Below are 14014 nucleotides of genomic sequence, written 5' to 3'. Positions count from 1 at the left end.
TTTGATGTTCGGGTTCGATCCTGTCGTGTTGGCCATTGTCGTGCTTGCCGCCGTCGCGGCCGGTGCCGTTTGCTATGGCCTTCTCTTCGCGCAGATCGAGACCGAGAAGAAATCGGCACACCGCGTTAACCGTGTCGTTTCGGCCGAGGCAGACAAGGCCAGCGTCAAGGCGGCCCGTGACCGCGTCCAGGAACTGTCGAAGCGCCGCAAGTCGGTGCAGGATAATTTGAAGGATCTTGAGAAGCGCCAGCAGGAAAACACCAAGAAGAAGCTGTCGTTGAAGTCGAGACTGACGCAGGCCGGCCTGCGGATAACACCCGGGCGGTTTTACATGTTCAGCGCGATTTTCGCCGTTATCCTGATGTTCTTCGCATTCCTGGCCGACGCCCCTGTCATGGTCGTGCTCGGCCTGCCCATCATTGCCGGGGTTGGGCTGCCGCGCTGGGTGATTGGCTTTCTGATCAAGCGGCGTCAAAACAAGTTCCTCGACGAGTTTCCGAATGCGCTCGATGTCATCGTGCGCTCGATCAAGTCTGGCCTGCCTTTGAACGACGCCATCCGGCTCATTGCCAACGAGGGCAAGGATCCCGTCAAGAGCGAGTTTCGCCGTGTGGTCGAATCGCAGCAGGTGGGTCTCAGCGTACCGGATGCCTGCGCGCGTATGAGCAATTACATGCCTCTACAGGAAGTGAGCTTCTTTGCGATCGTCATCGCGATCCAGTCACAGGCCGGCGGCAACCTCTCGGAGGCTATCGGCAACCTCGCCAAGGTGTTGCGCGACAGAAAGAAAATGAAGGCGAAGGTCAAGGCGCTGTCGATGGAAGCCAAGGCCTCTGCCGTCATCATCGGCGCTCTGCCGTTCATCGTTGCGACACTCGTCTATCTGACATCCCCCCAATACATGCTGATCCTGTTCACCGACCCGCGTGGCCACCTGATCATGGGCGCCTCAGCGGTCTGGATGTCGATCGGCATTTTCGTCATGCGCAACATGGTCAATTTCGACATCTGATGGAGGACGGGCCGTGTCATCTGATCTCGCCGCTAAACTGACAGACCCCGCCATGCTGATCGCGGTGCTGGTGGCGATCGCTGTATTCGCCAGCCTCTATACCGTCGCCATTCCTTTCTTCGAACGTGGCGACCTCAACAAGCGCATGAAGGCTGTTTCCACGGAACGCGAACAGATCCGTGCCCGCGAACGTGCGCGCATGAACGCCGACGCAGCGGGAAAAGGCTCGCTTCGCACACAGAACAACCGTTCTGTCCGCCAGATCGTCGAGAAGTTCAACCTTCGCGAGGCACTGGTCGACGAAAATACCATGAACAAACTCCGCGCTGCCGGGTTCCGCTCGGAAAATGCGCTGAACATGTTCCTCGTGGCGCGCTTCCTGCTGCCATTCCTGTTCTTCGGCCTTGCCATCTTCTGGGTCTTCGGTCTCAATCATCTGGCCGACAAACCAACGATGATGCGATTTCTGCTGACGCTTGGCGTTGCCTATGTGGGCTTCTATGCGCCGAATATCTTCATCTCCAATCGGATGTCGAAGCGCCAGCACTCCATCAAGCGTGCCTGGCCCGACGCGCTCGACCTGATGCTGATCTGCGTCGAGTCAGGTATCTCGATCGAGGCAGCCATGCGTCGTGTCTCAGAAGAACTTGGCGAGGCGTCTCCGCCGCTGGCGGAAGAAATGATCCTGACGACGGCCGAGCTTTCGTTCCTTCCCGATCGGCGTGTTGCGCTGGAGAACCTCGGCCTGCGCACGCAGATCCCATTGGTGCAATCGGTCACCCAGGCGCTGATCCAGGCCGATCGCTACGGCACACCGATTTCGCAGGCGCTGCGCGTGCTGGCACAGGAAGGCCGCGACGAACGCATGAACGAGGCCGAGAAGAAGGCCGCCGCACTTCCGCCGAAGCTTACGGTGCCGATGATCCTGTTCTTCCTTCCAGTTCTCGTCGCCGTTATTCTTGGCCCGGCCGGCATCCAGGTGGCCGATCGCTTCTAGGCTTCCATGTCCGCGGGGCTGGTCATCTCTAAGCATTACGCATAGGTTTTGCGGCATCTCCATAAGCCGGCAGGAGCCGTTGATGTCGTCCCTGAGCATCTTCCTGAGTATCATCGCTGCTCTTTCTATCGGGGCGATGAGCCCAGGCCCAAGTTTTGTTCTCGTTTCACGTATTGCGATGTCGCGTTCACGTCTCGACGGGCTTGCGGCGGCGCTTGGGATGGGCGTTGGCGGCGTTGCCTTCAGCGTGTTGGCGCTGGCGGGGCTGACCGCGCTGCTCTCACAATTCGAATGGCTCTATCTGGCTCTGAAGGTGGCTGGCGGAGCCTATCTCGTCTACATCGCCCTGAAGATCTGGCGCGGGGCGCGAGAGCCGATCCACGTCGGCGATGCGGGCAGCGATCGTCGCGCGCTCCCGCGAAGCTTTACCACCGCCCTCCTAACACAGGTCAGCAACCCAAAGACGATCGTCGTCTACGCAAGCATCTTTGCAGCTTTGCTGCCGAAGACGGTTCCACTCGGGCTTATCTTCGCAGTGCCGATCGGCGTCTTTGCCGTAGAAGCCGGCTGGTACACAGTCGTGGCGCTCGCATTCTCCGCAAAACATCCGAGACGGCTATACCTCGCTGCGAAGACATGGATCGATCGCCTGGCCGGTACGGTCATGGCCGGTCTTGGCGCACAGCTGGTCGCATCGGGACTGGCCGGCCGCTAGAGATCAGTTGGTGCTGGTGGGGGCGCTGCTGCCGCTATCCTTGGCCGCAAGCTTCTGCCAGGAATTCTGTTGCGACAGCATCGAGCGCAGATAGGCGACGTTGGCATCGGCCTGCTGCTGCGAAAGCTCTGCGCGCGCAATCTTCTCCGCCTCGGGGAACCGGCCCTGAAGACCGATAACCAGTGCGAGATTCTGGCGGACCCGGCTGTCGGCCGTGGGCTGGCCTGCCGCCTGGCGCAAATAGGTCTCGGCTGTCCGCAGGTCGCCGGTCAGCACATAGGACATGCCGAGGTTGGACAGGATCGATGCCTCGCCCGGCTGGATATCGAGCGCTTCACGATAACGCTGTCGCGCCTCGGTGGAGCGGCCGAGCTGATCGAGGATCGCGCCCTCCGCCGATGTGAGCTTCCAGTCGGGACGATCAGGGGTTTGAGCGCGACCGATTGTATCGAGCGCCTGCTGCAATTGCCCGGCGGCAGCCTGAGCCTTTCCGTAGGCCGCCAGGACGGTTCGATCGGTCGGGTTGGCAATGGCAACCTGCTGCATGACCGCAAGCGCCTGGGCGTCGCGGCCTTGCATGCGCAACAGGTTCGCATAGTTCACGCCGTTGACGGCATCGCGGGGGTTCTTCTCATAGGCCTGCCCAATGCTCTCAGTCGAGCTGCGCAGCTCGGCTTCGTTCATTGTTTCGGCCGGCTTGGTGGGTTTCGGTATGGATCCCGTCGTCATCCGGTCCCTGGTCGTCGTGCAGCCGGCAAGTGAAAGGACGACGAGCGCGGTCGCGACGCCCTGAAAAATACGGGTTTTGATCAGAGTATTGGCCGAAGCAGGCATCGTGCGTCCCTGAGATCCGAAATGAGATCCGAAATCGGCGTCTGACCTCAAAGCGAAAACAGGGAAAGGCTTTGACGCAATCTTCACTCCAGCAATAGTCTGTTAACCCTAACGGACCGTTAAGACGCGATTCCCGGACGCCCCAAAGGATACTCATGGCACCTTATCAGTTCATCGAGAGACCCACCCCCTTCAACAGCAAGGGCGGCTCGACCCTGCCGATCTTTGCCGTCACCCCCGCGCATATCGAAACCGGTACGATCGATCCGATCGCGCTCGATTGGGCCAGGAAGGCGGGCTACAAGGCCGAGAGCGGCTCGATGCTGCTGATCCCAACGGAGGACGGTCATCTTGGTGGCGCGCTGTTCGGGCTCGGCACCAACCCGTCTGAACAACCCTACATCACGGGCAAGCTTGCGCGTACGCTGCCGGCCGGCGACTGGCATATCGAAACGGCGCCGCTGACGGCAAACCGCCTCTCGCTCGGCTTCGGCCTCGGCAGCTACCGCTTCGACCGTTACAAATCGGAGAAGTCTTCGGCTCCGACGCTGATGATCCCGCGCGATGCTGACGGCGCGGATATCAAGCGGCAGCTGGCGGGGGTTTTCCTGGCACGCGACCTGATCAATACGCCGACGAACGACATGGGGCCGAACGAACTGGAAGCAGCCTTCCGCGGTCTGGCGGCACACTATAAGGCCGAAATCAATGTCGTCAGCGGCGACGACCTGCGCCAGAACTTCCCGCTCGTTCATACCGTCGGCCGTGCCAGCGCGGACGCGCCACGTCTGCTCGAATTGCGTTGGGGCAAGAAGGGGCACCGCAAGATTACACTCGTCGGCAAGGGCGTCTGCTTCGATACCGGCGGCCTCGACATCAAGCCGGCGTCCTCGATGCTGCTGATGAAGAAGGACATGGGCGGCGCGGCAAACGTCATGGGCCTGGCACTGATGATCATGGACGCCAAGCTCAAGGTCGATCTCAGGTTGATCGTTCCCGTCGTCGAAAACTCGATCTCGTCCAATGCCTTCCGTCCGGGTGACATCTACCGGAGCCGCAAGGGGCTGACGGTGCAGATCGACAATACCGACGCGGAAGGCCGGTTGATCCTCGCCGACGCGCTTGCCTATGCGGATGAGGATGCGCCCGACCTCCTGATTGACATGGCGACGCTGACGGGTGCGGCCCGCGTGGCACTCGGTCCCGACCTGCCGCCCTTCTTCACCGACGACGCCGAGCTTGCCCAGGACCTGACCGAAGCAAGCCTCGAGACGGATGATCCCCTGTGGCGGCTGCCGCTCTATGCCGGCTATGAAAAGGATATTCGCGCCAAGTTCGCCGACATCACCAACGCACCGGCGGGCGGCATGGCCGGTGCAATTACCGCTGCCCTGTTCCTCAAGCGCTTCGTCTCCAACACCACGAGCTGGGCGCATTTCGATATCTACGGCTGGGCGCCTTCCGAACGGCCGCACTCCCCCGGCGGCGGCGAGGCGCAGGCAATTCGTGCGCTCTACCATCACATCCGGCAGAGCGTGCGCTAAGCGGCGATCGTTAGAATTTTATTCACCGTGACGGGCGGCAAAACCTGCCGCCCCATTGCGTTGCACAGTGCACTGCCGGAAAATGGAACGCGGGCGTAACGAGTTTCCGGAGGACCCATGCCGATCGAACTGACGGCTTCGCAGGCGCTGGGCCTGTGGCATGGTGTGACGCTCGATCAGGTGAGGCTCGACGATCGCGATTTGACGTTGCGCCAAATGGCGATCCTGCTGCATATCTATCTCGTGCCGCCGCCGCATACCGTACGCGGCCTGGCGGCGACGCTCAACGTGACCAAGCCCGTGATCACCCGGGCACTGGATACGATGGGAGAAATGGGTCTGGTCGACCGTGTGCGCGACGAACGCGACCGGCGAAACGTCGTGATAAAGCGCACCGTCGGAGGCGCGCTCTATCTGGAAAAGCTTGGCGATCTGGTGCGCGACAAAGGTCGCCGCCTGACGCCGTGAAGGGGATATGATGACGATGCTTGATCGCCGCCTGCATGCCTACCGACCGGATCTTGCCGAGGCGGGGCTGGAAGGACGTGTGGAAGCCCTGCGGTTCGTTTCTGGCACGCCGGGCCGTGTCACCGTGCCGGTCATTGGATTGCGACCCGCGCCTGATCTGACCAAGGGAATCGATACCGAACTACTGCTGGGCGAGGACGTCACCGTGTTCGAGCGCAAAGACGGCTGGTGCTGGGTCAAGGCTGCTTCGGACGACTATGTCGGCTATCTGCCGGAAACTGCCCTTTCGGACGCGCTGGTTGAGCCCACGCATATCGTCACGGTTCAGCGGACGTTTCTCTATCTCGAGGCCGAGCTGCGCAACCCCTACAAGAGCATCCTGTCCATGGGCAGCAGGGTCCGGATCGTCGGGGAAGCCGAAACGCGCGGCAACCGCTATGCGATGCTGGAAGATGGGACGGCGATCTTTGCCAAGCACCTGCAGCCGATCGGGGCTGGCGAAGGCGGGGACTATGTCGACGTCGCAACCCGGTTCCTTGAGACCCCCTATCTCTGGGGCGGCCGCTCCGGACTTGGCATCGATTGTTCCAGCCTTGTGCAGCTTTCGATGCTGATGACGGGGCGAAGCGCGCCGCGCGACACCGACATGCAGTCGGCAACCCTTGGCGTGCCGATCGACCGATCCGAACTTTGCCGTGGCGACCTGGTTTTCTGGAAGGGTCACGTTGCGATCCTGGAGAACCCGGAGACAATCATTCACGCCAACGGCCATACGATGACCGTTGCCCGCGAAAACTTCGAGGATGCCATCAAGCGCATCGGCTGGCTGTACGAGCAGCCGACCGGCTATCGCCGCCCGGTCATCTGACCGGCGGCGTCGGCCATGACCTCACCCCGCCTGTCCAGGTCTCAAAAGCCTTCGACAACCTCAGCACAAGCATATCATCGAAGCGCGGACCGACGATCTGCAAGCCGATCGGCATTCCCGATCGCGAGAAACCGCAATTGATCGATGCGGCGGGCTGCTCCGACATGTTCCATGGTACCGTGAAGCAGATGTGCTCGAAGGGACGTGCGGGATCGTTCGTCGGCGAAGCCCATTCCGCCGGATAGGAAACGATAGGATTGGTCGGTGAAAGTACGGCATCGACCCTCGTGAACAGTCTGCCGCAGCTTTTGCGCATCTCGATTGTCTGATTGAAGCCCCTGACGGCATCGGCGCCGCTGATGGAGGCGCCGCCCTTTGCCCATGCGTAGATGTAGGGCAGGATCTTGCTTCGACGCTCGGCGCTCAAGTGCTCGATATCGCCCCAGAAGCGAGAACGCCAGAATGTGTCCAGTCCGTCGAGCATTGCCCGCGTCATAACGTGCGGAACCGGTATGACAATTGCGCCCGCATCTTCAAATCGCTGACCAGCCGCCTCGACCGCCGCACGTACCTGGTCGTCGACTGCAAGGCCACATCCGGCATCGAGCATCAACCCAATCTTCAGACCGCGGAGATCAGTCTCGAGGTCCATCCAGTCGATATCGTTCGGGGGCAGACTGGTGCCGTCGCGCCAGTCCGGACGCGAGAGCGTCGCCATTGCATAGGCGGCATCCTCGACGGTCCGCGTCATCGGTCCGGCGCAGCGACCGACATAGAACGGATCGACCGGAATGCGGCCGTGGCTCGGCTTGAAGCCGAAGGTCCCTGTCCAGCCAGCCGGCAGCCGCACCGATCCACCGATATCGGTACCGATGTGCAGGGGTCCGTAACCCGCGGCCGCTGCCGCCGAGGCGCCTGCGCTCGAACCTCCAGGGTTCTGTGACGTATCCCAGGGATTGCGGCTCAGATGATGGAAGCTCGAAAGGCCCGAGGAGAGCATCCCGTAGTCCGGGCACGTCGTCTTCGCAAAGAGCACCGCGCCGTCCTCGCGCAATCTGGCCGCCGCAGGAGCATCCTCTGTCGCAGGCGCCAATTCGGTGGCTCTGGTCCCGAGCGGCACTGGCTGCCCCTTGGTCGCGATAAGCTCCTTCAGCGTTGCCGGGATGCCATCGAGCACGCCAAATGTCGCGCCCCTCACCCAGCGGTCGGTCGACGCTTGTGCCTGCTTGCGCGCCGCGTCCGGATCATAGGCGTAAAGGGCGCAGATTATAGGCTCCCACGCCTCGATGTGCTGTTCCAACGCCAGCCAGTATTCGAGCGGGGACAGGCTTCGATCAGCGAAGCGCTGCCTCAGTTCGCGGATCGTTAAGTCGGTTTCGGACATTGCATTGTCATCCGGGCCTGTGGTTTCGAAGACTAACGGCGGTTCGCCTCGCGAGGATCGAGCATGTCGCGCAGACCGTCGCCGAGCATGTTGAAGCCGAAGACGCAGAGTGCGATGGCGACGCCGGGCAGGATTGCCAGCCATGGCGCAACCGCCAGGTAGGTTTGTGCGTCGGCAAGCATGCGGCCCCATGTCGGCGCGGGTGGCGCGATCCCGAGGCCAAGGAAACTGAGCCCAGCCTCCGTCAGCACCGCCAACCCCAGCTGAATCGTCGCCTGGACAATGATCTGGCTCATGATGTTCGGCAGCACATGGCGGACGGAGATCGTGAAGCGGCTATTTCCGATTGCACGGGCCGCGAGCACATAGTCCCGGCTCCAGGCCTGGAGGCCTGTTGCCAGCGTGACGCGGGCAAAGACGGGAATCATGAAGGTCGCAATGGCGATGATAGCGGTAAGCCGGCCCGGGCCCAGAAAAGCCCCCAGCATCATGGCCGAGAGGATCGGCGGCAGGGCGAAGACAACATCGCAGGCACGCATCAGCAGAGCCTCGACCGGCCCTCGAACGGCCGCCGCCGCGATGCCGGCGACGGAACCGAGCGTCCCCCCGATCGCGACGGCGGCAATGGCGATCGACAGGGAGTTCCGGCAGCCGACCATCAGCATCGAGAGAATATCGCGGCCGAACTGGTCAGTGCCTAGAACGCCGAATGCAAGAGGCGGCTGCAGCTTGTGAATGATTTGCATCTTCGCCGGCGGCAGCGGTGTCCAGACCAGCGACAGCAGCGCGACGGCGACCAGGAACGCGATGATACCGCCGCCGACCATCAGATTCGTTCTCCGGCTAATTTCAAATCGCCGGCGCCGGACCCTCATTTGATCGGAGACGATGGGCGCCATGTCAGACGCCTTTGCGCAAGCGTGGGTCGATCGCCAGATAGGAGAGATCGACGATGAAATTCATGACGATGACAAGCGCGGCGAAGAACAGCACGACATCCTGCATGACGATGATGTCGCGTTGCGACAGCGCCTGATAGGCAAGGCGGCCGAGGCCCGGAAGGTTGAAGACGTTTTCGACAAGAACCGCGCCCGCAACCAGAAAGGTGAACTGCAGGCCGAGGATCGTCAGGACGGGAACAAGCGCATTCGGCACCGAATGGCGCCACAGGACCCGCCGCTTCGACAGTCCCTTTGCGAGCGCCGTTCGGGTGAAATCCTCGTGCAGGGTTTCGAGGACGGCAGAACGCGTTACGCGCGTCAGGACTGCGGCTTGCGGCAAGGCAAGCGCTACCGCTGGCATAACGAGCGCCTTAAGAGCGGGCCAAATGCCGGCATCCCACCCCGGGAAGCCTCCGGCCGGCATCCAGCCGAGTGCCGTCGAGAAGAGCATGATCAGCAACAGCGCCACCCAGAAACCGGGAACGGCAATGCCGATCTGCGAAAATATCGAGGCTGCTGCATCCGCCAGCCCACCGCGATGCGCCGCCGCAAGCACGCCCAGCGGAATGGCGATGGCGACGGAGAGTGCGATCGCCATCAGCGCCAGCGGCAGCGTGACCGCCAGCCTCTCAAGGATCAGCCCGGCCACCGGCACGCCATAGGTATAGGATTGACCGAGATTGCCCCTGAATACGCCGGCGAACCACTCGCCATAGCGCCAAAGGAGCGGCTGATCGAGGCCAAGATCGTGGCGAAGGGTTGCGAGCGTTTCCGGCGAGGCCGAGGTGCCAAGCATGATGGAGGCCTGATCGCCCGGCAACAGGTCCATCACGACGAAGATGAGCAAGGAAACGACAGCAAGCGTAACGATGAGACCAGCGAGGCGACGGGACAGAAGCGTTATCATTTCACGTCCGGTTTAATTCGCCGCCTCACCATGTCACTCATCCGCAATCAGTCTTCCCAGGAGACGTTGGTGAGGACGTTCGAGGGAATCGGTTCGTTCTCCCAGAGGCCCTTCAATTTCTTGTCCCAGACGCCCAATTTGGGCATGACGAAGAGATAGAGCGCCGGTACGTCCTCGGCCAGAATCTTCTGAGCCTCGCCGTAGATCTTCCCTTGCGCCGTCGGATCCGCCGTTTCCTGCACCTTCTTCATCAGTTCGTTGAAAGCCGGATTCTTGTAATTGAAGTAGTACGGATCACGGGCGTAGATGTCGATGTCGAGCGGTTCGGCGTGCGCAACGATCGTCATCTCATAGGCGCGATCCTTCATGACATCCTGCACCCACTTGGCCGGGAACTCGGTCGGCTCGATGTTCATCGTCACGCCGATTTCGGCGAACATCGCCTGCATGACCTGCGCGCTCCGCGGCGCATAGGCCATTTGCGGCGACTTGATCGTGAAGGTGAAACCATTGGGGTAGCCGGCTTCGGCCAGCAGCGCCTTGGCCTTTTCGGGATCATACGGCAATACGCCTGTGAGATCGAGATAGCCGGGGTCGTTCGGCGTGTAGTGGCTGCCGATTGGCGTGCCAAGGCCTGACCATGCGCCGTCGACGACTGTCTTCCGATCGATCGCCATCATCAGCGCCTGACGCACGCGCTTGTCGTCGAACGGCTTCTTGGCGTTGTTCATGCCGGCCACGACCTTGAGCTCGGTGTTGCCGATCTTGGTCGCAAGCTTGGCGTCGCCGTCAAACGAATTCATCAACTCGGGAGCCGCGAACTCGGGAATGGCGTCGACGTCGCCCGACTTCAACGCCGCGGCCTGGGCCTGGGGGTCGGCGATGAAGCGGAAGGTCACTTTGTCGAGCTTTACCGCGACGTCCTTGTTCCAGTAGTCGGCGTTCTTCTTAAGCTCGACCTTGTCGCCCTTCGCCCAGTTCACGAACTTGAATGGCCCGGTGCCAACAGGCGTCGTCTTATCCGCGGCCGCAGACTTCGGGCCTACCATGACGGAGGCCGGCCAGCCGAGCCAATAGAGGAGGCTGCCAGTCGGCGTGGAGAGTTTGAGGACCAGCGTCTCAGGGTCGGGCGTCTCGATGGAAGCGATCGAAGCGAAGAAGCGCTTTTGCGGGTTTATCGAGTCGGCACCGCGGGCGCGATCAAGCGTGAATTTCGCTGCGACGGAATCGAAAGCTTCGCCGTCATGGAATTTAACGCCGGTCTGCAGCTTGAACGTATAGGTGAGACCGTCTGGAGAGACCTCCCAGCTTTTGGCGAGCTGCGGCTTTATCTTGCCGGCCTCGTCGATCGTTACGAGGCCTTCGAAAACGTTCTGCCAAGTGACCTGACCGATCGCAACAGGGGCTGCGATCGTCGGATCAAGGCCGGTCGGCTCCACCGTCATACCAAGGGTCAGTGTGGTCTTGGCGGCTTCAGCCGGGGTAAGTCCCAGCAAAACGAGGCCGACCGAAGCGGCCGCGCCGAGATAGAGGCGCCGAACCAGCCGCGCCGACGGCGCGAGCGAAACCTTCATCATTCTGTTCCCCTGTCTGGCCGCCGACGTGGCGACGACCTTTGAAAGCTAAGGTGTCATTCTCGGAGTGCACACACAATGGCGATTATGTGTTCTCAGTGTAGCCGAAAGTGCTACACTCGAAGGCATCCTCTGAGCAAGTCCACGGGGGCTAGTCTTTTGGCTTCAAGCTTGTTTCCGCGCGCTCCCGCATGAACCGCTCGATAAAATCGACCAGTTTTGTCGCCGCAAAGGAAAGCTGACGGTCCGGCGCGACGCAGAGATCGACATAGGTGCGTATCGCATTTTTGCCGGCCAGGGGAATGGCGCGGAGCTGGCCTGCCTCGATCTCGCGACGGACGGTCAATGCCGGCAACAGGGTCACTGCGGCACCGCTCAGAACCAGCTCCTTGAGCATTTCGAGCGAACTAGCGACGAACACGGGCTCGACATCGAGGCCATCCTTTTCGATGCGTGCATCGAAAGCCTGACGGAAACCGAAAGACTGGTCGGGAAGCGCCAGGGGGTAGTCGGCGATATCCTTCAACGCGATCTCTGACCGATCCGCAGCCGCATGTGCTGGGGAAACGATCAGGTCATAGGCGATTTCCGAACGTAGCCGTACTTTCGTACCGGAGAGCGGTGGTGCGAACAGCGTTACGGCAATATCGGCTTCGGCGCCGTTGACCGCTTCGATCGCCTGCCGAGCGCTGGTAATCGCGACCTCGAAGCGCAGCTTCGGATATTTCAGGCTGAACTCCGCCAGCGCCGGAGCAAGCAGATTGGCGACGGTTGCGCCGTTCGCATAGATGCTGACCTTGCCGCGCTGCAACCCCTTCAGGTCTTCGATGAGCTGGCCGACGTGATCAAGTTCGCGGAGCGTCCGTCCGGCACGGGCCGCGAGCAACTCGCCTGCCGCCGTCAGTTTCACGCCGCGGGCGCTGCGTTCCACAAGCGGCGCGCCGAAGTGATATTCAAGGTTCTCGATCTGCCGGCTGATCGCCGTCGGCGCGACGTTCAGATTTTCCGCAGCCTGGCGCATGGAGTTGGTGCGCACCAGCTCGTCGAAGTACATCAGGGCACGGATTTGCATGTCATGGTCTCCGCCGCTTCAGGCAATATCGCCCTGTTTAGGCGATCTTGCGCGATCCGGGTAGCGGTCTCGCCAAGCTTGTTGCGCACCAGCGACCGGAAGTGCGGTGGCCTCGTAGACTCCACGTGCGATGGCGCGGGCCATCACGGTCGTCGCGAAATGGCAAAGCTCCAGAAAAGCGGAAAGATCCGGCCGCGGCCTTTTGCCCGTAGAGGCTGCAAAGACCGTGTCGCCATCAAGCGGCAGATGAGCCGGCAGCAGGGCGCGCGCGAAGCCATCATGGGCCATGATCGCCAGGCGATGAGCCTCCTGCTTTGTCAACTCGGCATCGGTGACAATGGCCCCGATCGTGGTCGCCGTGGTGTTTGCGCCCTTCAGCCGCATGCGGGTGTCGGCGTCTAAGATCAGAGAGGGCAAGCCGAGGCCGCCAAACTCTGCATTCTGCTCGAACGGTGCTGACCAGAAATTCGGCCCCTCGCCCACCGTCGCCGAACCGAGCGCATTGACGGCAACGATCGCGGCGATCTTCAGGCCGGTGCTGGTTTCGGCACTTGCCGAACCGAGCCCGCCTTTGAAGGTCGCCGTGGTCGCCCCCGCGCCCGCGCCAACGGTCCCGAGGGCGAAGCGCCCCCTGGCTGCTTTCTTGAAAGCTTCATAGCCCATGTCGCGATAGGGCGACTGCAGACCCCAGTCTTTGTCACCACCGTTGAGAAGGTCCATCAGGATTGCCTGGGGAACGATCGGCACCTTCACATCGCCGACGGGAAAGCCTCGACCGGCGTCCCGCAGGCCCGCCTGGACGCCGCCTGCTGCGTCGAGACCGAAAGCCGAGCCGCCGGAGAGCACGAAGGCATCGACAGCACCGACCGTCATCGACGGATCGAGAAGGGCGGTATCGCGACCGCCGGGAGCGCCGCCCAGCACCGCGCCGGAGGCGGTAGCAGGCTCGTCGAAGACGATTACGGTCACGCCTGAGCCGAGCTTCAAATCCGTCGCGTTTCCGACCAAGACGCCTTCAATGTCGGTGATCAGATTGAGCACGCGCGCCATCCTTATTTCTGCAGGTGCGCGCGATAGGACCGCAACGGCGATCAAAAGACAAGACCGGCCTCACCTTTGGGCAAGACCGGTCCGAAATCTGTCAGGGCTGGTTAGGCCGTGCCTCATGCCCTCAGGCATGGATGGGCTTCGGGTGACGGCGGGTCATCAGATCATGGATGGCGAGCTTCACTTCCGCCGGCGAGCTGAAATGTTGCTCGTCCAGATCGTGAACATGAAACTTCACTGCGATGAACTTCAACCGGTTCTCATCCGGGATGACGATCCCGACGGGAACGCCTGCGTACTCGATTACTTCTTTTTTCATGCGTAGAACTCCTGCCGCGCGGTATGCGCTGGCGATGGCGAATTGACTTGTCTGATTCCGTTAAGGGTGGACGAAGGTCACATTCGACAGTTCGGGCGGGAGAGGGCGCCCGGACGGTCATTGCCAAGCACGAATCGCCCAAGGAAATTGGCGAGAGTATCGATGTCAGTCATGTCTCGTTCCTTTCTCTGGCGTTGCGCTTGCTTGAGGCCCTGGCTTTCCGGGGCCGGCGATGACTGCGCTATTAATCTACTTCATTTGTAGACTATAACTGGCAGCCCATCAGAAACATATTCCGAAACATGTCAAAATATCGACCATTCGGAAAATTT

Annotated in this window: 14 protein-coding genes; 6 read left to right on the top strand and 8 right to left on the bottom strand. The window is 61.4% G+C overall.

Going from position 1 to position 14014, the window contains the following annotated elements:
• Nucleotides 1–4 precede the first annotated feature (4 nt).
• The 3 genes from ATY80_RS02915 (at nucleotide 5) to ATY80_RS02905 (ending at nucleotide 2724) form a co-directional block, all read left to right on the top strand.
• A complete protein-coding gene (locus ATY80_RS02915; protein WP_088690964.1) occupies nucleotides 5–1012 on the top strand; it encodes a type II secretion system F family protein in 1008 nt (335 codons plus the stop codon).
• A gap of 13 nt (nucleotides 1013–1025) precedes the next feature.
• Complete coding sequence (locus tag ATY80_RS02910) at nucleotides 1026–2009, top strand: type II secretion system F family protein (protein WP_088690963.1); 984 nt, start codon at nucleotides 1026–1028, stop codon at nucleotides 2007–2009.
• Between the two features lie 82 nt (nucleotides 2010–2091).
• Nucleotides 2092–2724 carry a LysE family translocator gene (locus ATY80_RS02905; protein WP_088690962.1) on the top strand — a complete coding sequence of 211 codons (633 nt, stop codon included), beginning with the start codon at nucleotides 2092–2094 and terminating at the stop codon, nucleotides 2722–2724.
• Between the two features lie 3 nt (nucleotides 2725–2727).
• On the opposite strand, the gene ATY80_RS02900 is transcribed toward ATY80_RS02905, so the two are convergent.
• Nucleotides 2728–3558 (bottom strand): tetratricopeptide repeat protein, encoded by an 831-nt coding sequence (locus tag ATY80_RS02900; protein WP_088690961.1) that lies wholly within the window; start codon nucleotides 3556–3558, stop codon nucleotides 2728–2730.
• A 155-nt stretch (nucleotides 3559–3713) separates the two neighbouring features.
• Between ATY80_RS02900 and ATY80_RS02895 the strand changes: the two genes are divergently transcribed.
• From ATY80_RS02895 to ATY80_RS02885, 3 genes are all read left to right on the top strand, one after another.
• Nucleotides 3714–5102 (top strand): M17 family metallopeptidase, encoded by a 1389-nt coding sequence (locus tag ATY80_RS02895; protein WP_088690960.1) that lies wholly within the window; start codon nucleotides 3714–3716, stop codon nucleotides 5100–5102.
• A 117-nt stretch (nucleotides 5103–5219) separates the two neighbouring features.
• Nucleotides 5220–5570: a MarR family winged helix-turn-helix transcriptional regulator gene (locus ATY80_RS02890; protein WP_088690959.1), complete on the top strand. Its 351-nt coding sequence runs from the start codon at nucleotides 5220–5222 to the stop codon at nucleotides 5568–5570.
• A 10-nt stretch (nucleotides 5571–5580) separates the two neighbouring features.
• Nucleotides 5581–6438: an NlpC/P60 family protein gene (locus tag ATY80_RS02885; protein WP_088691473.1), complete on the top strand. Its 858-nt coding sequence runs from the start codon at nucleotides 5581–5583 to the stop codon at nucleotides 6436–6438.
• Here ATY80_RS02885 and ATY80_RS02880 read toward each other — a convergent pair.
• From ATY80_RS02880 to ATY80_RS02850, 7 genes are all read right to left on the bottom strand, one after another.
• The gene (locus ATY80_RS02880) at nucleotides 6431–7822 is read right to left on the bottom strand and encodes an amidase (RefSeq protein WP_088690958.1); all 1392 of its coding nucleotides are present in this window, start codon (nucleotides 7820–7822) and stop codon (nucleotides 6431–6433) included. The genes ATY80_RS02885 and ATY80_RS02880 overlap by 8 nt on opposite strands.
• Nucleotides 7823–7854: 32 nt before the next feature.
• Nucleotides 7855–8721, bottom strand: coding sequence for an ABC transporter permease (locus ATY80_RS02875; RefSeq protein WP_088690957.1), 867 nt, complete (start codon nucleotides 8719–8721; stop codon nucleotides 7855–7857).
• A 1-nt stretch (nucleotide 8722) separates the two neighbouring features.
• Nucleotides 8723–9670 carry an ABC transporter permease gene (locus ATY80_RS02870; protein WP_088690956.1) on the bottom strand — a complete coding sequence of 316 codons (948 nt, stop codon included), beginning with the start codon at nucleotides 9668–9670 and terminating at the stop codon, nucleotides 8723–8725.
• 47 nt (nucleotides 9671–9717) lie between these two features.
• Nucleotides 9718–11247, bottom strand: coding sequence for an ABC transporter substrate-binding protein (locus tag ATY80_RS02865; protein WP_088690955.1), 1530 nt, complete (start codon nucleotides 11245–11247; stop codon nucleotides 9718–9720).
• A gap of 148 nt (nucleotides 11248–11395) precedes the next feature.
• A complete protein-coding gene (locus ATY80_RS02860) occupies nucleotides 11396–12316 on the bottom strand; it encodes a LysR family transcriptional regulator (protein ID WP_088690954.1) in 921 nt (306 codons plus the stop codon).
• Between the two features lie 18 nt (nucleotides 12317–12334).
• Nucleotides 12335–13366 (bottom strand): P1 family peptidase, encoded by a 1032-nt coding sequence (locus ATY80_RS02855; RefSeq protein ID WP_088690953.1) that lies wholly within the window; start codon nucleotides 13364–13366, stop codon nucleotides 12335–12337.
• 121 nt (nucleotides 13367–13487) lie between these two features.
• Nucleotides 13488–13682: a hypothetical protein gene (locus ATY80_RS02850; protein ID WP_007529092.1), complete on the bottom strand. Its 195-nt coding sequence runs from the start codon at nucleotides 13680–13682 to the stop codon at nucleotides 13488–13490.
• Between the last annotated feature and the right edge of the window lie 332 nt (nucleotides 13683–14014).

The sequence above is a fragment of the Rhizobium sp. R711 genome (assembly GCF_002211365.1).
Taxonomy (GTDB): Bacteria; Pseudomonadota; Alphaproteobacteria; order Rhizobiales; family Rhizobiaceae; genus Rhizobium.
Note: the sequence above shows the minus strand (reverse complement) of the source record. Positions and strands in the feature narration are given on the sequence as shown.

Bases quoted from the DNA above. Each gene is read 5' to 3' on its own strand.
- ATY80_RS02915 (WP_088690964.1), top strand. From the start codon at position 5: ATGTTCGGGTTCGATCCTGTCGTGTTGGCCATTGTCGTGCTTGCCGCC.
- ATY80_RS02865 (WP_088690955.1), bottom strand. From the start codon at position 11,247: ATGATGAAGGTTTCGCTCGCGCCGTCGGCGCGGCTGGTTCGGCGCCTC.
- ATY80_RS02905 (WP_088690962.1), top strand. From the start codon at position 2,092: ATGTCGTCCCTGAGCATCTTCCTGAGTATCATCGCTGCTCTTTCTATC.
- ATY80_RS02890 (WP_088690959.1), top strand. From the start codon at position 5,220: ATGCCGATCGAACTGACGGCTTCGCAGGCGCTGGGCCTGTGGCATGGT.
- ATY80_RS02875 (WP_088690957.1), bottom strand. From the start codon at position 8,721: ATGGCGCCCATCGTCTCCGATCAAATGAGGGTCCGGCGCCGGCGATTT.
- ATY80_RS02850 (WP_007529092.1), bottom strand. From the start codon at position 13,682: ATGAAAAAAGAAGTAATCGAGTACGCAGGCGTTCCCGTCGGGATCGTC.
- ATY80_RS02880 (WP_088690958.1), bottom strand. From the start codon at position 7,822: ATGTCCGAAACCGACTTAACGATCCGCGAACTGAGGCAGCGCTTCGCT.
- ATY80_RS02885 (WP_088691473.1), top strand. From the start codon at position 5,581: ATGACGATGCTTGATCGCCGCCTGCATGCCTACCGACCGGATCTTGCC.
- ATY80_RS02860 (WP_088690954.1), bottom strand. From the start codon at position 12,316: ATGCAAATCCGTGCCCTGATGTACTTCGACGAGCTGGTGCGCACCAAC.
- ATY80_RS02900 (WP_088690961.1), bottom strand. From the start codon at position 3,558: ATGCCTGCTTCGGCCAATACTCTGATCAAAACCCGTATTTTTCAGGGC.
- ATY80_RS02895 (WP_088690960.1), top strand. From the start codon at position 3,714: ATGGCACCTTATCAGTTCATCGAGAGACCCACCCCCTTCAACAGCAAG.
- ATY80_RS02870 (WP_088690956.1), bottom strand. From the start codon at position 9,670: ATGATAACGCTTCTGTCCCGTCGCCTCGCTGGTCTCATCGTTACGCTT.
- ATY80_RS02855 (WP_088690953.1), bottom strand. From the start codon at position 13,366: ATGGCGCGCGTGCTCAATCTGATCACCGACATTGAAGGCGTCTTGGTC.